This window comes from Acinetobacter sp. TY2 (assembly GCF_046269225.1).
In the GTDB taxonomy this organism is placed as follows: domain Bacteria; phylum Pseudomonadota; class Gammaproteobacteria; order Pseudomonadales; family Moraxellaceae; genus Acinetobacter.
This window is the reverse complement of record NZ_JBJZOR010000013.1, coordinates 46012-67851: the sequence shown is the minus strand read 5'-3', so window position 1 is coordinate 67851 and position 21840 is coordinate 46012. Positions and strand designations below refer to the sequence as shown.

The 21840-nt window shown below is 38.8% G+C and carries 18 protein-coding genes; 9 read left to right on the top strand and 9 right to left on the bottom strand.

Annotation, left to right across the window (positions count from 1 at the left end; all coding sequences use genetic code 11):
• Positions 1 to 2: 2 nt before the first annotated feature.
• Positions 3 to 905, bottom strand: a complete 903-nt coding sequence (locus ACK1JC_RS10015) for an NUDIX domain-containing protein (RefSeq protein WP_409511722.1) — start codon at positions 903 to 905, stop codon at positions 3 to 5.
• A 141-nt stretch (positions 906 to 1046) separates the two neighbouring features.
• Here ACK1JC_RS10015 and hemP point away from each other — a divergent pair, with 141 nt between their 5' ends.
• Positions 1047 to 1214, top strand: coding sequence for a hemin uptake protein HemP (gene hemP, locus ACK1JC_RS10010; protein ID WP_409511721.1), 168 nt, complete (start codon positions 1047 to 1049; stop codon positions 1212 to 1214).
• A gap of 263 nt (positions 1215 to 1477) precedes the next feature.
• Here hemP and ACK1JC_RS10005 read toward each other — a convergent pair whose 3' ends face one another.
• Positions 1478 to 1612: a KGW motif small protein gene (locus ACK1JC_RS10005; RefSeq protein ID WP_409511720.1), complete on the bottom strand. Its 135-nt coding sequence runs from the start codon at positions 1610 to 1612 to the stop codon at positions 1478 to 1480.
• A 207-nt stretch (positions 1613 to 1819) separates the two neighbouring features.
• Positions 1820 to 5656, bottom strand: coding sequence for a phosphoribosylformylglycinamidine synthase (gene purL / locus ACK1JC_RS10000; protein ID WP_409511719.1), 3837 nt, complete (start codon positions 5654 to 5656; stop codon positions 1820 to 1822).
• A gap of 380 nt (positions 5657 to 6036) precedes the next feature.
• On the opposite strand from purL, the gene ACK1JC_RS09995 reads away from it, so the two are divergent.
• The 6 genes from ACK1JC_RS09995 to ruvB all read left to right on the top strand — a co-directional run bounded on the left by ACK1JC_RS09995 (position 6037) and on the right by ruvB (position 10910).
• Entirely contained in the window at positions 6037 to 6549 is a 513-nt protein-coding gene (locus ACK1JC_RS09995) for a PAAR domain-containing protein (RefSeq protein ID WP_409511718.1), read from the top strand.
• A gap of 15 nt (positions 6550 to 6564) precedes the next feature.
• Positions 6565 to 7341: a hypothetical protein gene (locus tag ACK1JC_RS09990; RefSeq protein ID WP_409511717.1), complete on the top strand. Its 777-nt coding sequence runs from the start codon at positions 6565 to 6567 to the stop codon at positions 7339 to 7341.
• A complete protein-coding gene (locus tag ACK1JC_RS09985; RefSeq protein ID WP_409511716.1) occupies positions 7331 to 7630 on the top strand; it encodes a hypothetical protein in 300 nt (99 codons plus the stop codon). The genes ACK1JC_RS09990 and ACK1JC_RS09985 overlap by 11 nt, the downstream gene beginning before the upstream one ends.
• Positions 7631 to 7752: 122 nt before the next feature.
• Positions 7753 to 9093, top strand: a complete 1341-nt coding sequence (locus tag ACK1JC_RS09980) for a deoxyguanosinetriphosphate triphosphohydrolase (RefSeq protein WP_409511715.1) — start codon at positions 7753 to 7755, stop codon at positions 9091 to 9093.
• A gap of 163 nt (positions 9094 to 9256) precedes the next feature.
• A complete protein-coding gene (ruvA, locus tag ACK1JC_RS09975) occupies positions 9257 to 9859 on the top strand; it encodes a Holliday junction branch migration protein RuvA (RefSeq protein ID WP_409511714.1) in 603 nt (200 codons plus the stop codon).
• 46 nt (positions 9860 to 9905) lie between these two features.
• On the top strand, positions 9906 to 10910 hold the full coding sequence (gene ruvB / locus ACK1JC_RS09970) for a Holliday junction branch migration DNA helicase RuvB (protein ID WP_409511713.1): 1005 nt from the start codon (positions 9906 to 9908) through the stop codon (positions 10908 to 10910).
• 105 nt (positions 10911 to 11015) lie between these two features.
• Here ruvB and ACK1JC_RS09965 read toward each other — a convergent pair whose 3' ends face one another.
• Positions 11016 to 12773 (bottom strand): GspE/PulE family protein, encoded by a 1758-nt coding sequence (locus ACK1JC_RS09965; RefSeq protein ID WP_409511712.1) that lies wholly within the window; start codon positions 12771 to 12773, stop codon positions 11016 to 11018.
• Between the two features lie 60 nt (positions 12774 to 12833).
• Between ACK1JC_RS09965 and ACK1JC_RS09960 the strand changes: the two genes are divergently transcribed.
• The gene (locus ACK1JC_RS09960; protein ID WP_409511711.1) at positions 12834 to 12992 is read left to right on the top strand and encodes a pirin family protein; all 159 of its coding nucleotides are present in this window, start codon (positions 12834 to 12836) and stop codon (positions 12990 to 12992) included.
• A 238-nt stretch (positions 12993 to 13230) separates the two neighbouring features.
• On the top strand, positions 13231 to 13422 hold the full coding sequence (locus ACK1JC_RS09955; protein ID WP_409511759.1) for a pirin: 192 nt from the start codon (positions 13231 to 13233) through the stop codon (positions 13420 to 13422).
• A gap of 148 nt (positions 13423 to 13570) precedes the next feature.
• On the opposite strand, the gene ACK1JC_RS09950 is transcribed toward ACK1JC_RS09955, so the two are convergent.
• The 5 genes from ACK1JC_RS09950 to kdpA all read right to left on the bottom strand — a co-directional run bounded on the left by ACK1JC_RS09950 (position 13571) and on the right by kdpA (position 21586).
• A complete protein-coding gene (locus ACK1JC_RS09950; RefSeq protein WP_409511710.1) occupies positions 13571 to 14293 on the bottom strand; it encodes a response regulator in 723 nt (240 codons plus the stop codon).
• 31 nt (positions 14294 to 14324) lie between these two features.
• Complete coding sequence (locus ACK1JC_RS09945) at positions 14325 to 16991, bottom strand: ATP-binding protein (RefSeq protein ID WP_409511709.1); 2667 nt, start codon at positions 16989 to 16991, stop codon at positions 14325 to 14327.
• Between the two features lie 164 nt (positions 16992 to 17155).
• Positions 17156 to 17734, bottom strand: coding sequence for a potassium-transporting ATPase subunit KdpC (kdpC, locus tag ACK1JC_RS09940; RefSeq protein ID WP_409511758.1), 579 nt, complete (start codon positions 17732 to 17734; stop codon positions 17156 to 17158).
• Positions 17735 to 17807: 73 nt separating this feature from the next.
• Positions 17808 to 19850, bottom strand: coding sequence for a potassium-transporting ATPase subunit KdpB (kdpB, locus tag ACK1JC_RS09935; protein WP_409511708.1), 2043 nt, complete (start codon positions 19848 to 19850; stop codon positions 17808 to 17810).
• A gap of 11 nt (positions 19851 to 19861) precedes the next feature.
• Positions 19862 to 21586, bottom strand: a complete 1725-nt coding sequence (gene kdpA, locus ACK1JC_RS09930; RefSeq protein WP_409511707.1) for a potassium-transporting ATPase subunit KdpA — start codon at positions 21584 to 21586, stop codon at positions 19862 to 19864.
• Between the last annotated feature and the right edge of the window lie 254 nt (positions 21587 to 21840).

Sequence of the window (21840 nt, the reverse complement as noted above, 5' to 3'; positions counted from 1 at the left end):
AATTAAAAATTTGATATGCCTGCGACACCATAACCTTGATGTTGTTGAATTTGCTCCAAATCGCTTGGTTTCATTCCACCTAAGGCATAAACAGGAATATCCATTGCTTTAGTAAATTCAGAAAATTGAGTCCATCCAAGGGGTTGAACATCAGGATGCGTATTCGTTGCTTGTACAGGACTTAAAATTGCAGCATCAACTCCAATCTGTTGAGCTTGCTGTAATGAGCTCAAATCATGACATGCAGCTATACATATAACGCCTTGCGGACGATCTTTAGATTGATACTCTATCAGTTGATTTTGTTTAAAATGGATAAAGCCTATCCGTTGTTGTAAATCCTTTGAAAGCTGTTGCCATTGCACAACGTTCAGCATAATTTTTGCTAATTGTTCATTTGGCAATGCGGATAACGCTGTTTCAAGTTCATGCACTTTTAACTGCATACGCCAATACAACAACGTATTTTCAGCAAGCTGAACGATATCTGAAAGGTCTGTCGTAATTTTAATGTGTTGTGGCAATACTAAACGATTAACTATATCTTGATTGGCTTTAGGAAAGTTTAAACCGTCTAATTCTTCACGCTTAAACCACGTCCAAGGCTCTACTATTGTAGCCAATTGCGTATCATCAACATAGGTATGGAAAAAGTGCAGATTAACTTGAAGATCATCATAATCATGCTGTACAAAATCAAAATTGTGCCAATCGGTCAGATCAATTCCAACTTCTTCCATAACTTCACGACGACAAGCTTGGATGGGCGTTTCTTTTTCTTCAAATTTACCGCCTGGAAATTCATGCTTATTCCCCTGATGTTGCTCTGCATTTCGCCAACCCACCAAAACTTTTCCACGATGAAAAAGTAGTGCGATTGCTACATGAATAGAAGGCTTTGCCATCATTGACCTCAGTGCTATTTTTACTTCATTGTCCTATTGTAACTTTTTTTAAAAATGATAAAAATTGCATTGACAGGTCTATTCGATAATGATTATCATTTAAATCACTCAAAGACACCCCACAAAAACGGAGTTACAACAATGAACGCACCTTTTAGCCTATTTACACGTACAGAATCAACTCACGCTCTACCAATGTTGCACTCAAACAATTTATTTGCTTTGGGTCGTGAAATCCGCATTATGCATGCAGGTGAAGAATATCGTTTACGCTTAACACGTAATAACCGTTTAATCTTGACAAAATAACAAGAAAAAACTTAACAATAAAAAAGTGGGAATAAGCAGTATGAATCAGCGCATACTGCTTTTTAATTTAATAAAAGATTAAGTTCAATCATTTGACGGTAACACCATAGCTCCTTATAAAAAGAAATTTTTTAAATAAAATCAACATTATTTCATCATTTATAATTTTCAAAATACTCCTTTTCTGCTGTTATCCAATTAATCCAATTAATCCAATTAATCCAATTAATCCAATTAATCCAATTTAAAATATTTTGAGTTTCTTATCCATATAAACGAAATAGATATCCTGCACTCACCATCATAATTTGTAATAATAAGACTGCACCAAAAAGTTTCCATCCTTTTTGACGTAGGGCAATGGAGGTGACATTGTTATAGTTAGCTACTTTTATCATTTTTAACTCCTCATTTTTGCATTTTTTTTGAACATTTCGGAACAAAATACGAGTCTTATTTAGACAATGTATATGAAGCAAAAAATAAGCCAATGTTTAAATTGTAAGCAATTAAAATTTATGTGCCAAACTTCACAATTTCAACTTTCCAATTATTCATCAATAAAAAAGCCCCTTTCGGGGCTTTTTTATTTTTGATTAAATCAATTAACCAATAAACTGACGAGCATTGCGGAACATACGTAACCATGCACCATCTTCAGTCCATTCTTCAGGTTTCCAAGAATGCTGAATCGCACGGAAGTTACGTTCAGGGTGCGGCATCATAATGGTTGCACGACCATCTTTAGACGTTACGCCTGAAATCGCATCAGGTGAACCGTTCGGGTTCATTGGATACTGTTGCGTTGGGTTACCGAAGCTATCCACATAACGTAGAACCACTTGGTTACCTACATTTAATGCTGCAAATTTTTCAGCCGAAGTTTCTGCACGACCTTCGCCATGCGCCACAGCGATCGGAAGAATCGAACCTTCCATACCCGTTAGCAAGATTGAAGCCGATTTTTCAACTTTTACGTTCACCACACGTGCTTCAAACATTTCTGAAGTATTGCGTTGGAAACGTGGCCAATGCTCTGCACCTGGAATTAAAGGTGCAAGTTGTGACAACATTTGACAACCATTACAAATACCGACAGAGAAGGTATTGTCACGGTTAAAGAATTTCTCAAATTGATCACGTAATTGTGGGTTAAACAATACAGATTTCGCCCAACCACCGCCTGCGCCCAATACGTCACCATATGAGAAACCACCACATGCCACTAAACCTTCAAACTCATCAAGATCAATACGACCTGCGAGTAAATCGCTCATATGAACATCGACAGTGTTAAAGCCAACCTTGTCAAATGCAGCAGCCATTTCGACATGACCATTTACGCCTTGTTCTCGTAAAATCACCATGTTTGGACGACGTTCGTTGATGTACGGTGCTTCAACAGGTTCATTCAAATCGAATATTGGTAATGCGATTAAGCCCTTGTGTTCTTTATTGGCTATCAAGCTATATTCTTGATCGGCAGTTTCTACGTTGTCACGTAAGCGCTGAATTTGATAAGACACTTCAGTCCATGCTTGTTGTAATTCAGCACGGTCTAAGTTCAAACCATTAATGGTTAATGTATCTGTATCATTTACAGTACCCACAACCGTAATGGCATCGCTCAATGTTGATACTGCAACTTCAGCTTCCAATGTTGCCCAATCTGCTTTAGAAATTTGGAGCACTGCACCAATTTCTTCTGCAAATAATGCCGCAGTTGATTGGTCTTCAAGCGCTACACCTAAACGTGAAGCGAACATCATTTCAGCAACAGTTGCAAGTAAACCACCATCACCGATGTCATGGTAAGCCTTGATCAAACCACGATTGTTCCAATCTTGAACCAAGTCAAAGAATGCTTTGAACTCTTCAAAATTATCGACATCAGGTGTCACAGAACCTATCGCTTTATACACTTGAGCAAGGATTGAACCACCTAAACGGAACTGACCTTTAGATAAATCTATACGTACGAGCACTGAATCTTCATTTTTCAATTCAGGTGTCAATGTTTTACGTACATCAGTTACAGGTGCAAATGCTGTAATTACGCCTGACATTGGAGAAGTAACTGATTTGTCTTCACCTTCTTCATTCCATGTCGTACGCATTGACAATGAATCTTTACCGACTGGAATTGCAATACCGAGTGCAGGACACATTTCCATACCGATGGCTTTTACGCCTTCGAATAATGCTTGGTCTTCACCTTGTTGCCCAGCAGCAGCCATCCAGTTTGCAGAGAGTTTAATATCACTGATTTGGTCAATTTTAGAACACATGATATTCGAGATTGATTCCGCAACGGATAAACGTGCAGAAGCAGCAGGATTAAGCAATGCTACAGGTGGACGTTCACCCATTGCCATTGCTTCACCTGTATAACCCACGAGGCTTGTAGTCGTTACTGCAGCATCCGCTACAGGCACTTGCCAACGACCGACCATTTGGTCACGTACAACCATACCTGTGATTGAACGGTCACCAATGGTAATGAGGAATGATTTAGAGGCAACTGTTGGATTTTTCAAAACACGGAAAATTGCATCTTTCAAATCAGTCACGGTTTCTGCTGTGAAATCATCACCATGACGTTCGATAGAATCGTAAGAACGACTCATTCGAGGCGTTCCGCCAAGCATGACCTGCATCGGCATATCCACAGCTTTGTTATCAAACAATGGATCGTTTACAGTCAACTGACGTGCTTCAGTCGCTTCACCTAATACAGCAAACGGACAGCGTTCACGCGCACAAATTGATTCAAACAATTCTAATGAGCTTGGACGAATCGCCAATACATAACGCTCTTGCGCCTCATTAGACCAAATTTCCATTGGCGACATGCCTTTTTCCAATGAAGGAATTTTACGCAGGTCAAGAATAGCACCAAGTTCATGATCATTCACAAGTTCTGGCATCGCATTCGACACACCACCTGCCCCTACATCATGTACAGACACGATTGGGTTGTAATCTTCCATGCGCCAGCAGGTATCAATGACTTCTTGGCAACGACGTTCCATTTCTGGATTTTCACGTTGTACAGATGCGAAATCTAGGTTTTCGCCGAGTTTACCGCTATCTACAGAAGATGCAGCTCCACCACCTAAACCGATCAACATTGCAGGACCACCGAGAACAATCAGTAAATCGCCCGGTTGGATTGGATCTTTTTCAACGTGGTCAGGACGAATGTTACCGTAACCACCTGCGATCATAATTGGTTTATGGAAACCTTTTACATCGCCATTGACGTTTTGTTCAAAGGTACGGAAATAACCATTAAGCGCAGGACGACCAAATTCATTGTTAAATGCAGCACCGCCCAAAGGACCGTCGATCATGATCTGCAAAGGTGAAGCCATACGAGATGGTTTGCCGTAATTATCTTCCCACGGCTGTTCAAAGCCTGGAATATTCAAGTTAGAAACAGTAAAACCTGTTAAGCCAGCTTTTGGCTTACCACCACGACCTGTTGCGCCTTCATCACGGATTTCACCGCCTGAACCTGTCGCAGCACCAGCAAATGGTGCAATTGCAGTTGGGTGGTTGTGAGTTTCCACTTTCATTAAAATATGAGCAGCTTGGCTCTTATATTTATAAACGTGATGACCTGTTTCAGCATCTTGTTTTGGATAAAAACGCTGAGTGTCAAAGCCCACAATTACAGAAGCGTTGTCTTTATATGCTGACAAGACATCTGTAGGTGATTCTTTATAAGTATTTTTGATCATTTGGAACAATGACAATGGTTGTTTTTCACCATCAATTGTCCATTCAGAACCAAAGATTTTATGACGACAATGTTCAGAATTTGCTTGTGCAAACATCATGAGTTCGATGTCATGTGGATTACGACCAATTTTGGTAAATGCAGCCGTTAAATAATCGATTTCTTCATCAGACAATGCAAAGCCAAACTCAGAGTTTGCTTTCACTAACTCTTCTTTACCTTTTCCTAAAATATCAATGCTATTTAAAGGTTTTGGTTCCGTTTCAGAAAATAATGCAGCCGCATCATCAATTTGATTGAATACGCTTTCTGTCATACGATCATGTAAAACTTGTTTCACTTCATCAGAGATTGTAGAAATCCCCTTTAAAGTAAACAAAACACCGCGTTCAAGGCGGTGTATTGGCGTATTACAGTTGGCAAAAATATCAGTTGCCTTTGATGACCAAGGCGAAATTGTACCGACACGTGGTGTCACTAAAATTTGGACTTCATCACTCGCAGCCTGACGAACTTCAAACGATGCGCCATCATTTAAAAGTTGTAGTGCAGATTGCTGTTGTTGCTCGCTAAGCGCTTGGTCGAAAAGGTAAACCCATTGGCTTTCTATTGATTGAACAGAACTCATAGACGCAAGGCGTGTTAAAAGTTGTGTTTGCTTAAAAGAAGAGTGTGCAGGTGCACCGGCAACGATAAACATGCTGATTTTGGCTCCACGGGCAGGTTTAGACAACCATACCGCAATGTGACTTGAAGAGAGCGCATATTCTACTGCGAATGCAAGTTTTCAGCTAGTCATATAAGACTTAAAATATGCTGAAATCATGCTTTTAAATGTCCGATTTTCTTTGACTTTCAAATTCAAACATGATTCGTAACAATTGATTTAATTGACTGAATAGCTGAATTCACCTGTCTGTGCATTTTCTTTGGCAATTAAAATCCAATAGTCATTACTTTTAAATTAAAGCTTAGCTGATTTGAAAAAATCAAATTTAAAGCAACAAGTTCATTGCAATAATTCATTAGAAAATATAAAGTAACTATCAATAAAAAATATAAAATATTATAGAGACAAAAGTGAAACCTTTTGGCATACATGGCTCAACAACCAATCATGGTGGTATTGTAATTTCTACTCAACAAAGAAGTTCTACTGATGGCAGTCTATTTTTAAGAGCAGGGGATGGATTCTTTTGCCCCAAATGCAAGTGTTGGTCAACCTTAATAAAAAGTAATGATTTCATTATTTTTGATGGCAAAACAGTAGCTTTTGCTGGTGATCACTTTACTTGTGGTGCTCGTTTAATTGAAAAACAATTTTTAGTTATTGGAGAAAATGTAACACCCTCTCAAGTTAAATCTCACGATACTCATTCCTCCTTCTTATCAAATACAAATAAATTAATTTTTGATGATAAATATCAAATTATGAGTGAATCAGACGAACCGATAAAAAATACAAAATATATCGTTACAAGAGCCGATGGCAGTGAAGAATCAGGGGTGACAGATAGCAATGGCTATACGCATTTAATTTCAACCTCAAACTCTTCTGAAATTATTTCATTTAAAATTACATACGATTATTAAAAATAAGGGAAATTCATGAGTGAATTAACGTATTGCACCGCTCGTAGTACAAGTACAACTCTGCAGGCAGATAAATCAGTAAAAAAAATTGTACTTTGTGAATGTACGGGACATGAAGTAGCTCAATTTGTAGATGAAAATAGAATTCCATCATTCCATGGCGATATTAAATCTCCAATCAAACTCTATTGGATTGCACCAAGAGCAGAAAATATTATATTTATAAATGATTCAGATTTAAGAAAATGGGTTAAAGAAGCATGTGAATATCACAAAATCCCACACATATTATTAGCACTTATACTACAAAACGAAAATAATCCAAATACTCCCTATTGGAGAAGAGTTGCTCAGTTTGGTGAAAGATCTATTACTACAGCTGCAAATGCTATCGATCTGATTATTTCGATTATTCCTGATAAAGTTTCTAAAGGTTCATCAGGAATTGCAAATGTTAGTGATAAAGCTTTATTAGACGGGGTTCAAAATTGTATCAAAAAATATGGACGTCCCCCTATACCTACTTCTGTAAAAAAGGATATTTTAGGTTTAAATACAGATACTAGAATTTCAGGTGATGATTGGAGAAATGATTTATATTACGCAGCAGCTCATCTTCGCTTTTTAATTGATCGTGAATTGAAACGATGCTTTAACGGTACTCTATCGTACGATGATTTAAAGAAAGTTATCAAAGCCTATAACGGGAAAGGTAAAGATGCTGAAAATGCTATGGCTAATTTAAATCTTGGTATACAAAAAAAAGGAAATCTTTATTTTTATGAAAAATAAGACTATTGCACTAATCATAAGCATTTTTATTTTCTTATTAATCAGTATATTTACATATTCGACTTCAAACCTTTGGATGCTGATCACAGATAATAGCAATTACATTCCCAAAGAAAGCAATATTTTTCAATTTACTCCCATTCAAATTGATGAAGGTTCTGGTGGATACTGGCGATACGGTAAAGACTCTCAAAACTATTTTTATTTTTCTGAAACTGAAGATAATATTTATTATCAAATGCCAATTCATAATAATTGTGCAAACTTCAATCCTACAAACTTGGTGTAATTCTCAAAAACTTGCAAAATCCAATTAAAAATAATTGAACAAGACAACTGATGTCGCCCTCCTCTAGTACATTCACTATAAATTTGGCATGATGAATCCAACGAAGATATGAATAACGATAAATGACTCAAATGCGTTGGTTAGAACTACTTTCAACGGTTCGTTTAGGAAGTAAAAAACAAAGTACAGAACAGGCTCGCAGCCCATTTCATAAAGATTATGATCGCATTATATTTTCGCAAAGTTTTAGACAGCTCAACAGAAAAACCCAAGTCCATCCACTGACGCAACATGATGGTATTCACACACGTTTAACGCATTCACTCGAAGTGTCTTGTATTGGACGTTCGCTCGGTATGCTTGCAGCCGAAAAAATCAAAGATGAACTACCTGTTTGGATTTCCCCTGCCGATGTTGGTGCAATCATTCAAGCAGCATGCTTGGCGCACGACATTGGTAATCCACCGTTTGGTCATGCAGGTGAATATGCGATTCGGGAATGGTTTGACGATGCCTCCCATACCGATTTTTTAAAAGATTTAAGTCTAGAACAACAAGCCGATGTCCGTCAGTTTGAAGGCAATGCACAAGGATTAAGACTACTCACTAAAATTGATTATCATCCAAATGATGGTGGCATGCGTCTTACTTACGCAACCTTAGGGGCTTACTTAAAGTACCCATGGCTATCTAAAACCATCGAATCTCAAGGTGATACACCTGCAAGTAAGCGTGCTAAGTTTGGTTGTTACCAAGCTGAAAAAGACATACTCAAACAAATTGCTGATCAACTCGGTTTAATTCAGTTGGGTGAGTATCATTGGTGTCGTCATCCGCTCACTTATTTACTCGAAGCTGCCGATGATATTTGTTATGCGCTGATTGATCTTGAAGATGGCATTATTTTAAACATGCTCTCTTATGAAGAAGTGGAACCCATTTTCTTAGATCTATTGGGTGAGTTCAGTATTCCTGCCGAACTCAGTATGCCCTATACCACATGGCAACAAAAAATTGCGGCATTACGTGGTCGAGTGATGAAACGACTTGTAGACGAGGTAACTACAGCATTTGCTAAACATCATTGGCAAATTATCTCAGGGCAACTCAAAGGCTCTTTATTGCAATATTGCGCTGAAGATATCGAGATGGGTATTGACCGAGCAAAGAATTTAGCCCGTGATAAAATTTTTGAACATCCACAAAAGTCAGGTTTAGAAATTATTGCACATCAAAGTTTACAACATATTTTAGATGCCTTTATTCCGCTTACAACACCAAACAAAACTTTGAGTTTTAAAGATGGTCGTTTATTGTCAATAATAGAACGTTTTGGCGCACGTTTTAGTGATGATCACTACGACAATATTATGCAAGTTTTAGATATTGTCAGTAAATTTTCAGATCATCAGGCCTATCAATTGGCACAAGAGTTACAAGGCAATAAGGTTGGTTTCTTTTAATCCATTTAATATTTGAAAGATTGGTAATTTCCCTTGCTTCGTTATACTCTCTCAACGAATTTGGATATCAATACGATACACATTCATTTAAAAGTATCGTAATAAACCGCAATAAAAGCTTACTTAATAAAAAGTAAGCTGAACTTAGAAGTGAACAAACATAATGATCGGATGTCTCATTGGTGAAGTTTTAGCGTTGGAAGCGCCAACTGTACTTTTAAATGTAAATGGTGTGGGTTATGAAGTCGACACCCCATTGTCAACCTTTTGCCAACTGCAAAAAGGACAAAAAGTCACGCTATGGACACATTTAGCCGTCCGTGAAGATGCCCAACTTTTGTATGGTTTTTTAAACCCACAAGAAAAAAATATTTTCCGTACGCTCCTTAAAGTCAACGGCGTTGGTCCTAAAATGGCTTTAGGTATTCTTTCAACTTTAAGTGTAGAAATGTTGGTACACACCGTTGAACATGGCGATGTAAAAACATTAGTCAAAGTTCCAGGTGTTGGTGCGAAAACAGCTGAACGCTTGATGATTGAATTACGTGATCGCTTCAAAGCCTTTACTACAAGTGCTGTGGCAAGTGGTTCAACTTCAACACAAATCCAATTTATGGGTAATTCTGCGGTGGCTGAAGCGGAGGCCGCTTTACAATCTTTAGGTTATAAACCTGCCGAAGCACAGAAGCTAGTAAATGCTGCCAAAGGCGAATTTACTGAAGCAGGTGATATTATTCGTGCTGCTTTGAAGTCAATGAATAAATAAGCCAATCCTGATAAATTAACGCTATAAGAGTTAGATCAATCATCCAATGCAAGACCGTTTAATCAGTGGTTCTGAAAAACCCGAAGATCATTTTGATCGTGCCATCCGCCCAACTTCCCTCGATGACTATATTGGTCAGCCTGTGGTACGAGAGCAAATGGAAATTTTTATTGGCGCAGCACGAGGTCGTGGTGAAGCACTTGATCACACACTGATCTTTGGTCCGCCAGGTTTGGGTAAAACGACATTGGCAAACATTATTGCCCGTGAAATGGGTGGGAATTTAAAATCTACCTCTGGCCCTGTACTCGAACGTGCAGGCGATTTGGCGGCCATGCTAACCAATCTCGAAGAGGGCGATGTGCTCTTTATTGATGAAATCCATCGACTTTCCCCAGTAATTGAAGAAATTCTTTACCCTGCGATGGAGGACTACCAACTCGATATTATGATTGGCGAAGGTCCTGCGGCTCGCTCAATTAAACTCGATTTACCCCCATTTACCTTAGTTGCCGCTACAACTCGTGCAGGTTTACTGACGTCTCCACTGCGTGATCGTTTTGGGATTGTGCAACGCCTTGAATTTTATTCAGTTGAAGATTTAACGCATATTGTCGCTCGTTCAGCATCGTTAATGGATGTTCTTATGACCGATGAAGGTGCAATTGAAATTGCCCATCGTGCTCGTGGTACGCCTCGTATTGTCAACCGCTTGCTACGTCGTGTACGTGACTATGCACAAGTCAAAGGTACAGGTGAAGTAACCAAAGAAATGGCACAGCGTGCTTTGGATATGCTCAATGTCGATAAAGATGGTTTGGACACACTCGATCGTCGTTATTTAACGATGTTACTCGAACGCTTTGATGGTGGTCCTGCAGGTGTTGAGGCTTTAGCTGCTGCTATGGCAGAAGATTCAGGAACATTAGAAGATGTGATTGAGCCTTACTTAATTCAACAAGGTTATGCAATGCGCACCGCCCGTGGACGTATTGCCACCAATCAAGCATATTTACAGTTTGGTATGACACCGCCTGAACCTAAGAATTAATTCATTCAAATCAAATGCATTGTATTTTTAGTTGCATGTATTAAAAAAACGGTGATGTTATCCATCACCGTTTTTTATCTTCAAGCAAAAATTCATTAAAAAATATTAAGTCAGTGGCACAACACGTAATACTTCTTCTAAAGTGGTCACACCTTCCATGACTTTACGAGCACCTGCAATTCTCAACGGTTCAATACCCTCTTTCTTCGTCTGCGCTCGAAGTTCATCTAAAGTACATTCCGCACTAATTTTTTGTTTGGCTTCTAGGCTGATTGGCATAAACTCATAAATCCCAACACGTCCTTTATAACCAGTTTGCCGACATGCTTCACAGCCTACTGGCATATAGACTTGCTCAGGCATTTCCATAATATAATCAAAAGTTAAATGTTCCCATTCTTGTGAATTAATCAAACTTTGTTTTTTACACTGTGGACACAACTTACGCACCAAACGCTGTGCCAATACACCCAAAATCGTTGCTGAAGTTAGGAAAGGTTGAATTCCTAAATCATGTAAACGTGTTAAGCTTGATGGTGCATCATTGGTATGTAGCGTTGAAAGCACCAAATGCCCTGTAAGTGCCGCCTGAATTGCCATGTTTGCTGTGTCATGGTCACGAATTTCCCCAACCATAATAATGTCAGGGTCTTGGCGCATTAAGGCACGTACACCGTCAGCGAAACCAAGGTCAATACCTTGATTGACCTGCATTTGGTTAAAACTTGGCTCTAACATTTCAATCGGGTCTTCAATGGTACAGACATTTACCTGTTCCGTTGCCAATGCTTTTAAAGATGAATATAGCGTCGTGGTTTTCCCCGAACCTGTTGGCCCTGTGACCAAAATAATACCGTGACTGTGCGCCGTGAGTGCATGCCAAGAATTAAGTAAACGCTCATCAAAACCCAACTGCTGAAAACTTCTGACCAAAACTTCAGGATCAAAAATACGCATCACTAACTTTTCACCAAAAGCCGTTGGCAAAGTCGATAAACGTAATTCTGTTTCAAGCCCTTTCGGTGTGCGAGTTTTTAAACGCCCATCTTGCGGTTTACGTTTTTCAGCAACATTCATGCGACCTAAAATTTTAATACGTGAAATTACTGCCGTCAGCGTATTTGCAGGCATGTTATAAATAGTGTGCAATACACCATCGATACGAAACCGAACCTTACCATTTTCCTTACGTGGCTCAAGATGAATATCACTTGCACCCTGTTCAAAGGCAAACTGTAAAACCCAATCGACTAATTTGACAATATGTTGATCATTAGCATCGGGGCTTTGCGTATCACCTAATTGTAAAAGTGCTTCTACACCTTTATTTTCATTACCATGCAAGCCTGATTTCTGTGAAGAGCTAACTGCACGACTCACTTGATAATATTCAGTTAAATAGCGCTGTAGTTGCTCAGGACTTAAAAAAACCCGTTCAATTTTTTTCGGGCTTAAACTACGTTCTAAGTTATGCACCCAATCGGTGACAAAAGGCTGATCTGAACCGATGAGAATTTTATCTGCGCCACATTCCACAGCAAGAATTTTATTGCGAAGTGCAAACTCTTGTGACATCACGCCAGTCAATGCCGATACATCGGCTTTGAGTGGATCAATCACATAGAAAGGCAACTCAGCTTTGGCAGATAACCATTGACTCAATGCCGTGAGTGTCATTCGATTTTGCGGTTTTTCTAAATCACTGAGATTAAAGTTTGCAATCCATTGTAATGGATGCCATCGCAATTGTTCACGCTGTCTATGCGTGGTTTGAACCAATAATTTGTCTCGTTCAGAGATTCTTCCATCTTTAAATAATTGTTCTAAACACCATGTGGTATCAATTTCGAAATTAAAATGCATTTGTTATGTCCCCAACTCTATCAACACTATAGCAAATTTAGAGACATAAAATGATGCTGTTTGAGCCATCTTAATAATGAAGATGTGACTAAACCCTCTAAAGGTGTGCGTACACATTCACATCGTAATATGGAAATCATGACCTATTTACTCGAAGGGTCACTTGAAGATAAAGACTCCATGAACAATGGCTCTGTCATTATTTCGGGTGACGTTTAGCTAATGAATACAGTCAGTGGAGTAATAGATTGCGAATTTAACCCTTCAGCTACTGAAGACGTTTATCTTTTACAAATTTGGATGGTATTGAATATTGCTGATGCGACGTCTACACACCAACAAATCCATATTTCAACTGAAGATAAATTTTTGAAAATTAATTGATTATTTCCAAACATACTATTAAAAAAGATTATTTATTCAGTAAGATATCAATATGTATACTGGTTAATTCCATATTGAAGAAACTGCAAATTCCACCATTCCTGAAAAGTATTATGTTTATTTACATATTGCCAAAGGTCATATTCAGGTCAATGAGCAATTTTTGAATATAGGTGATGCTGCTCGTATCCTTGACTGTGGCAATATACATTTTTGCTCTGTCGATTATGCCGAAGTTTTAATTTTTGAAATGCAAATTCATTAAAATTCCAAAAATATTTTAGCGCTTATTTAAAAAGATACTTTAAAACTTTAGACAATAAAAATGCCTCATGAGGATATATCGCTGACCAAATTAAAATTTCTGTGTCTATCAGCAAATATCAGTTCTAATTCGGTACAGTATAACCTCATTAATAGATCTCGTTTATATTAAGAAACCGTAATCCAACCCCTGGTTCCGTAATAATATATTTGGGTTGTATCGCATTATCATTCAATTTCGCTCGTAATTTTGCGACAAGAATCCTTAAATAATGCGTATCCTCCTGATGCGTAGGTCCCCATAAATCTTTCAAAATTTGTGGCTGTGTAATCAATTGCCCTTTGTGTTGTGCCAACAAACTCAACAACTGATATTCTTTACGTGTAAGTGAAATAAGTTTCTGATTTAAAAATACTTGCCTGTGTGAAAAATCTATTTTCAATAAGCCATCATCAAAAATTGTAGATTCAATGACCGTATTTTGAAACTGCCGTAACAATACACGTATTCGAGCCATAAGCTCTTGTATGCTAAACGGCTTGGTCACATAATCATTTGCACCTGCATCTAAAAGTTTCACTTTTTCAAGCTCATCGGAACGCACAGATAATACAATGACAGGAACATTTGACCACGCACGAAGCTCAGATAAAACCTCAAATCCATCTAAATCTGGTAAACCTAAATCTAGAATAACTAAATCTGCGCCTTGTAATGCCAACAGTTCCAAGCCTTTTTGACCATTTTCAGCCAAAAGTGTTTTATAACCTTGTGCACGAAGTGCAATGTCCAAAAACTTACGAATCTGATTTTCATCATCAATGATCAGTATATTGGTCATAGAACTGGTCGATACATTTTGCTCTGACATTTTTCCCTCAAAACATTGATAATAGAACAAGTTAAACAATTTGCTGAATCGGCAACCGCATTCGAATACACGTCCCTTGATTCTTCTTAGCTGATGATGCCACGATTTCCCCCATATGCGCACCAATAATGGCTTTGACAATAGTTAAACCCAAACCAGTCCCATACTGTCCACGATCACCACGTTGCATGGTATAAAACATATCAAAAATACGGTCTCTTTCATCTTCAGGGATACCCTGACCTTGATCAGTAATGGCAATTTCGATTTCATTTTCACTGAATTTTGCAACATCAATAATGACTGCCTGATGTTCAGGTGAAAACTTGGCTGCATTTTCCAATACATTAAAAATCGCCTGTTCAATCAAAGCAGCATGCACAAATAAGCTCAAACTTTCTGCAGGCATTTTTACATTGACAATGGCTTGTGGCATATAACGTTTTAAACGACGTACCGCTGAACCAACCAACTCATCTACACCAATCCAATCCCGTTTTAGGCTTAAACCCTCATGCCCTAAACGTGTCATATCTAACAAGTTCTGAATATATCGATCTAAACGCTCACCCTCCAGATGAATCGCTTCCAATAAATCATCTTGGTCTTTTTCATCCATCGAATGACGATAATTGCTTAAAGTGTCTGCAGCACCAATAATTGAAGCCAAAGGCGAACGTAAGTCATGCGAAACAGATGAGAGTAATGCTGAACGTAATTTTTCAGTTTCAGAATTCACATTGGCTATTTCTAAGGCTTTGGTGAGTTGAGTACGAGAAATCGCTTGGGCAATATATTCCACCATTGTTTCGGCTAATTGTTTTTGTTCAGTATTCAAAATAGATTGTGTAGGTGGAAATTTCAAACCAATCACACCTAAACATTGCTTTGAGGCTAATAACGGTAAAAACCACCATTCATTTTTAGTTAAAGTTTGAGTAAATCGCCCTGAAGGTAGGTGATTTTTAAATGTCCAATCTGCTGAAATTTTATCTTTCTGATTAATTGCATTTTGTGAGTTTTCCCTAGATAAAGTTTCAGGAAAATAAATCCAAACGTATGCATTTAAATTTTTGCTTAGGCTATTTTCTGCAATTTCTTGCACCTGTTTTAAATCGACTGCTGTAGACAACTTCTGCCCTAAATCTTGCATGATACTATTATAGCTATTTGCCGTTTTTAGTGCCGTGACTTGCTCTTTGAGTCGAGAAGCCAAACGACTAGAAATTAAGGCTGCACCTAAGAAAGCAACTACAGTGATCACCCCTTGATGTGCCGAAATTTGCAACGTAAATTTTGGGGAAATAAAAAAGAAGTTATACGCCAAGAAGAATAAAAGTGCCGAAAGCACTGCAGCGAGCATTCTTGTTTTTGATGCCACAAAAACCACGGCGGTAATAAAAATAACAGATAGTTCTTCAATACCCAGATATTTTTCCCCGAAACTGGCAATCACAATACTCACAACGACTGTTGCAAGTACATACCATATTTCTCGCAGTGACAGAAAAGCACTTTGGTTGAGAATAAATAATGGTTTATTTTCAGAAAAAATAGGCACAATACTGAGTTCAAAACTCGGTTGATATCTCAACAGTTGTTCAATCAAATTCGGCTTGAAATAAAAAGCAGTCGCATATTTTTTCTGAACAGTTTGCGCCAAAACCAAAGTGGAAATACCTCGATCGATCACATAATCAAACAAGGTCTTTGCATGCTGTTTACCATGTAAGATTTCTGTCATTCCACCCAATTGTCTTGTTAAATTTAATGCACGTTCGATTTCTCGACTTTGTGACTGATTTTGCGAATAGTCTTTATTTTTAACGCTTTGAGAATCATGTGAAAATGCAACTACTGTCCAATTCGCCAAACGATGTTCTGCAATTCGACAGCCTGCACGCACCAAAGCCTCAGAATGTCCATAGCCATCCACCATAATTAAAATATGATTTTTCAATGGAATTTGCGCAATCCCTTGAATCGCAAAATTTTCACGCACGTCACTATCGACATAACTTGCAACGGTTTGCATTGCTAACTCACGTAAAGCAGTCAAGTTAGAATGATTAAAAAAACGTTGCAAAGCCTGTTCTGCTTGCTCAAGCACATAAACTTTGCCTTGATTTAAACGCTCCAACAACTCATTGACAGGCAAGTCAATTAAGCGAATATCACGAATCCTTTCAAACACACAATCTGGCACAGTTTCTGTCACACGAATGCCTGTAATTTGATACACCACATCATTCAAACTTTCCAAGTGCTGAATGTTCATGGTAGTAAAAACATCTATACCCGCATCTAATAATTCATTGATGTCTTGCCAACGCTTTTCATGACGACTGCTTGGCATGTTGGTATGGGCAAACTCATCAACAAGAACAATGCTTGGCTTTTTATCCAGCACCGCATCCAAATCCATTTCTTCCAGTTGATGCCCTTGGTATACAATAGTTTTACGGGGAATAATAGCAAGACCTGAAACCAAATTTTCGGTTTCTGCGCGCGCATGTGTTTCGACATAACCAATGACAATGTTGTTGCCTTGCAAAGCCAATTCATGTGCGCGAACGAGCATCGCAAAAGTCTTCCCGACACCTGGCGCAGCCCCTAAAAATATCGTTAAACGTCCAGATTGATAGCGCTGCGTATGTTGCAACAAAACATCTGCTTTATTCGTTCGTTGATCGGTCATCGATGTCTGCTTATGTATGTTGAATTTTAAACAATCGGAATCTTAAATTCGAGCTAATCCTCCCTTTAAGAGCGGGCTAGGGAAAGATTTTTTATTTAAAATTACCTCTTCTAGCCTTGCCCCTCAAAGGGAGAAGGAATAATTAACTTATTCAAATCTCAAAATCACTTTCCAATGTGATCCAAAGCTAAATTTAATTCAAGTACATTCACACGCGCCTCTCCCAATATCCCAAAAGTCGGCTGCACTGTATATTGTTGTACCAATTTAGTTACTTCTTGCTCAGAGATCTGCCTTAGTTGCGCAACACGTTTCACCTGAATAAATGCAGACTGCACAGAGATTTCAGGGTCAATTCCACTGCCAGAAGCGGTCACCAAATCCGCTGGAATTTTTGATTTTTCAATCTGTTCCTGTACAGCAATTTTATTCAACCGCGTATCTATGGCTTGATGTAAAGCAGGATTGGTGACTGCCATATTACTCCCTGCCATTGCCATTGGGTCATAATGTGCAGCCGATGGACGTGGCTGAAAATATTGGGTCTGAATAAAAGGTTGTGCAACTAGACGTGACCCCACAACCCGATCATTTTCCAAAATTAAACTGCCATTGGCTTGATCTGGAAAGATGACCTGACCAAGCCCTGTGGCAACTGAACTGTATACAAAACCGCAAAGTGTTAAAGCAACAATACTTAAGCCTACAGATGCACGTGTTAAATCTGCCCATGATGAATCCATGAGTAGCTGATTTTCCAATGAATCGTTCTTATCTGCATAATGTTCAATGTTCATTTTTATCATCCTCAAAAAATTAAAGTGACAGTAATGGACTAATCATCAGATCAATCACTTTGATTGCAACGAAAGGCAATAACACCCCACCCACACCATAAATCAACATATTACGGCGCAACAATTGAGTAGAGGTAGAGGGTTTAAATTTCACACCACGTAAGGCAATTGGAATCAGTAAGGGAATAATAATGGCGTTAAAAATCAAGGCTGAAAGAATTGCACTTTCACAACTACCCAATTGCATCACATTTAAAACACTCATTTGTGGAATGCTAGCCACGAATAGTGCAGGTAAAATTGCAAAGTATTTCGACACATCATTTGCCAATGAAAACGTGGTCAATGCGCCACGGGTAATCAACTGTTGTTTACCAATTTCAACCACAGCCAATAATTTAGTTGGATCAGAATCTAAATCCACCATATTGCCTGCTTCTTTAGCCGCTTGCGTACCTGAATTCATGGCTAAACCAATATCGGCTTGTGCTAAAGCAGGTGCATCATTGGTGCCATCACCGACCATTGCCACCAAATGCCCTTTATTCTGTTCATCACGAATACAATTCAGTTTATCTTCGGGTCTTGCTTCAGCAATATAGTCATCGACACCTGCTTCTGCTGCAATTGCCGCTGCCGTTAAAGGATTATCTCCCGTCACCATGACCGTTTTAATGCCCATTTCACGTAAACGAGCAAACTTTTCTTTAATACCCTGTTTAATCACATCAGAAAGCTCAATTACACCAAGAATGTTTTGGTCTTTTGCAACCACTAAAGGTGTAGCCCCTTTCGATGCAACCTGTTTAACACGAGTTTTAAGCTCACTATGATTTTCAATACTTTGTGTTGCGAATTTCAAAATCGCATCCAAAGCACCTTTTCGGATTTGATGACCATCGGACAAATTAATCCCTGAAATACGAGTTGAAGCATTAAAAGAAATAAATTCAGCATGTTCTGGTTCTACGACTCGCTCACCTTGATCTTTTGCCAAAGCCACCACAGACTTACCTTCAGGGGTCGGATCTGCAAGTGAGGTCAACACTGCTGCTTGACGAAGTTCAGACTCGGTGACGCCTGAAAGCGGATAAAATGCCGTTGCCTGACGATCACCATAGGTAATAGTTCCTGTTTTATCGAGGAGCAATACATCGACATCCCCTGCGACCTCAACCGCTTTACCTGATTTGGCAATAATATTGGCTTTTAAAGCTCTATTCATTCCCGCAATCCCAATTGCAGGTAATAAGCCACCAATCGTGGTTGGAATTAAACACACCAACAGCGCTACCAATACAATTGGATTAATTTCAATATTCAGGAAATGTCCAATAAAAGGCAAACTCACCACCACGACAATAAACGTCACGGTCATGACAGTCAGTAAAATACCCAATGCAATTTCATTCGGCGTTTTTTGGCGGTTCGAACCTTCGACCAAAGCAATCATTCGATCAAGGAAGCTATTTCCAGCTTCAGCAGTCACTTGTACGACTATACGATCGGTAAGCACTTTAGTACCGCCAATCACACCTGATTTGTCTGTACCTGCTTCACGTAATACAGGTGCAGATTCACCCGTAACAGCCGCTTCATTAATGGTGGCAAAACCTTGAATAATTTCACCGTCAGCAGGAATCAGCTCGCCTGCACGGACTTCAATCAAATCATTCATTTGTAACTCTGTTGCAGCGACTTGCACGCCCTCTAAATTATCCTTAGAACTGAGTCGACGGGCAGTTAAATTCTGCCGTGCTTGTCTTAAAGAAGACGCTTGACCACGACCTTTGGCTTCTGCAACCGCTTCTGCATAATTGGCAAATAAAACAGTGATCAATAAAATAAACGTCACCGATAAACCAAATACCAAACTAGCTTCACCTATTAAAGTACTAATAAATGTAATGATTGTTCCAAGCCAAACAATCGCCATCACAGGATTCTTAATCATATGCTGCGGTAATAATTTAACACAGGCATTTTTCCACGCTTCAGCTTGAAATAAAGTCGAAGATAATGTGTTTTTTTGTGCTTCAATAGATTGTTTTGAATGCTTCATTGTACTCACCCTTAACCTTGAACCAATAACAAATGGTCAGCGATTGGCCCCAAGACGAGGACTGGCATAAATTGTAATAAGGTCAACATCATCACGATGGCAATTAAAGTTAATGCAAAGGTTGGTGTTTCAACTTTTAGGCTTCCGCTACTTTCAGGTGCCTGACGTTTAGCTGTTAAACGTGTTGCAATCCATAATGGAATAATTAAGGTTGGGAAGCGTCCCAATAACAAAGCTAAACCACAGGTCACATTCCACCATACGGTGTTATCTGCCAATCCCTCAAAGCCTGAACCATTGTTGGCAAATGCAGAAATGTATTCATATAGCACTTGGGAAACGCCGTGATATTGCGGATTACTATTGCCAGTCAATTCTGGGAAAAATAAAGTTATAGCGGTTAAAGTTAAAATCACAATTGGCTGTATAAGAATGACCACGGCAAGTAATTTAATTTCTCCTGCTTCAATTTTTCGACCAAACAACTCAGGTGTACGTCCTGTCATTAAACCTGCAATAAATACAGCCAAAAATAGGTAGATAATGAATTGCTGTAAGCCACAACCAATTCCTCCCCAAATGGCATTGATCAGCATATTAGAAAACTGAACCAAGCCTGTCAGTGGTGCGGATGAATCATGCATCATATTGACAGAGCCGTTGTTGACTTGTGTCGTCAGTGCAGACCAAAGTGCCGAAGAAGACTCACCAAAACGAACTTCTTTTCCTTCCATTGCATAAATCTGTGATGCTGTAGAAGAAAGGCTTTCAGACCAAATCGCACTGCTTGCGGAAACCACTGACATCAGCAACATTGAACCAAAAACAAAGCCTGCAAATTTGGCACGTTTAGTGAAAAAGCCCAACATAAAAATGACAGAAACAGGGATCAGTAAGATTGCCAACATTTCTAAAAAATTAGATAAAGGCGTTGGATTTTCCAATGGCACACTACTGTTTGGTCCATACCAACCACCACCATTACTACCTAATTGCTTGATTGCCACCATCGGTGCAACAGGACCTAAAGGAATTTTTTGCGTGTGTAATTCGGCAGTTTGGTCGCGGACTTGAACTTCAGGACCACCTTGAAAAGTAGATGGCACACCTTGGCTAGTGAGTAAGAGCGACCACACCATACACAACGGTATTAGAAAGCGAAAAGTTGGACGAATAACATCTGCCCAATAGTTTCCGATATTAATCTTTTTAACTTTGGTGCTAAAACTTGCATATTGATCTGCTTCTGACACAACATTCGATTGCTGATAAAATAGTGCACGAATCGTTGCGACAACCATCGCCAAACCCATCATTGGGGTAATAATTTGCAGACCCACAATCCCGACCATTTGCGACAAATAAGACAGTTGAGCTTGCCCTGAATAATGTTGCTGATTGGTATTGGTCAAGAACGAAATCATGGTATGCAATGCCAAATCCCATGACATATTCGGTGCATTGTTTGGATTCAGTGGCAAACTGGCTTGTGTCATAAATAAAAGCCAAGTCACTAAACCAAGTAGTAAACAGCTCAGCACAAAACTCAGTGTATAGGTCTTCACGTTCATGCCAATTTTTGGGTTTGTCCCTAAAATGGTGTAAATTGGTTTTTCGATCCAATTAAATACTGGGTCAATTTTCATCTCACGATTTTGCATAATCGCAGCGAGATATTTCCCTAAGGGATATGCCAAAATGGTCACCATGACCAAGAGTAAAATAAGCATTAACATGGCATCTCACTCCCCGTTAAACAGTGAGCAATAAATCTATTTTTGATATTGATACATTTTTGATTTTTAAGTGTTTGTACGAGGCACATTTGGGAATGCTGTACTTTTTGATGCGCTATGAATGTAGCACTCATCTTTTTCATCCTAAACTTTGGGATATTCCACGATTTAGTATGAGAAAAGTATGCGTAAACTCTCTATTCACGAAACAGTATAAGACGTAAAAATTACGTAAAAATTTGTCTTTTACCATT

Bases quoted from the DNA above. Each gene is read 5' to 3' on its own strand.
- ACK1JC_RS10015 (WP_409511722.1), bottom strand. From the start codon at position 905: ATGGCAAAGCCTTCTATTCATGTAGCAATCGCACTACTTTTTCATCGT.
- hemP (WP_409511721.1), top strand. From the start codon at position 1,047: ATGAACGCACCTTTTAGCCTATTTACACGTACAGAATCAACTCACGCT.
- ACK1JC_RS10005 (WP_409511720.1), bottom strand. From the start codon at position 1,612: ATGATAAAAGTAGCTAACTATAACAATGTCACCTCCATTGCCCTACGT.
- purL (WP_409511719.1), bottom strand. From the start codon at position 5,656: ATGTTTATCGTTGCCGGTGCACCTGCACACTCTTCTTTTAAGCAAACA.
- ACK1JC_RS09990 (WP_409511717.1), top strand. From the start codon at position 6,565: ATGAGTGAATTAACGTATTGCACCGCTCGTAGTACAAGTACAACTCTG.
- ACK1JC_RS09985 (WP_409511716.1), top strand. From the start codon at position 7,331: ATGAAAAATAAGACTATTGCACTAATCATAAGCATTTTTATTTTCTTA.
- ACK1JC_RS09980 (WP_409511715.1), top strand. From the start codon at position 7,753: ATGACTCAAATGCGTTGGTTAGAACTACTTTCAACGGTTCGTTTAGGA.
- ruvA (WP_409511714.1), top strand. From the start codon at position 9,257: ATGATCGGATGTCTCATTGGTGAAGTTTTAGCGTTGGAAGCGCCAACT.
- ruvB (WP_409511713.1), top strand. From the start codon at position 9,906: ATGCAAGACCGTTTAATCAGTGGTTCTGAAAAACCCGAAGATCATTTT.
- ACK1JC_RS09965 (WP_409511712.1), bottom strand. From the start codon at position 12,773: ATGCATTTTAATTTCGAAATTGATACCACATGGTGTTTAGAACAATTA.
- ACK1JC_RS09950 (WP_409511710.1), bottom strand. From the start codon at position 14,293: ATGTCAGAGCAAAATGTATCGACCAGTTCTATGACCAATATACTGATC.
- ACK1JC_RS09945 (WP_409511709.1), bottom strand. From the start codon at position 16,991: ATGACCGATCAACGAACGAATAAAGCAGATGTTTTGTTGCAACATACG.
- kdpC (WP_409511758.1), bottom strand. From the start codon at position 17,734: ATGGATTCATCATGGGCAGATTTAACACGTGCATCTGTAGGCTTAAGT.
- kdpB (WP_409511708.1), bottom strand. From the start codon at position 19,850: ATGAAGCATTCAAAACAATCTATTGAAGCACAAAAAAACACATTATCT.
- kdpA (WP_409511707.1), bottom strand. From the start codon at position 21,586: ATGTTAATGCTTATTTTACTCTTGGTCATGGTGACCATTTTGGCATAT.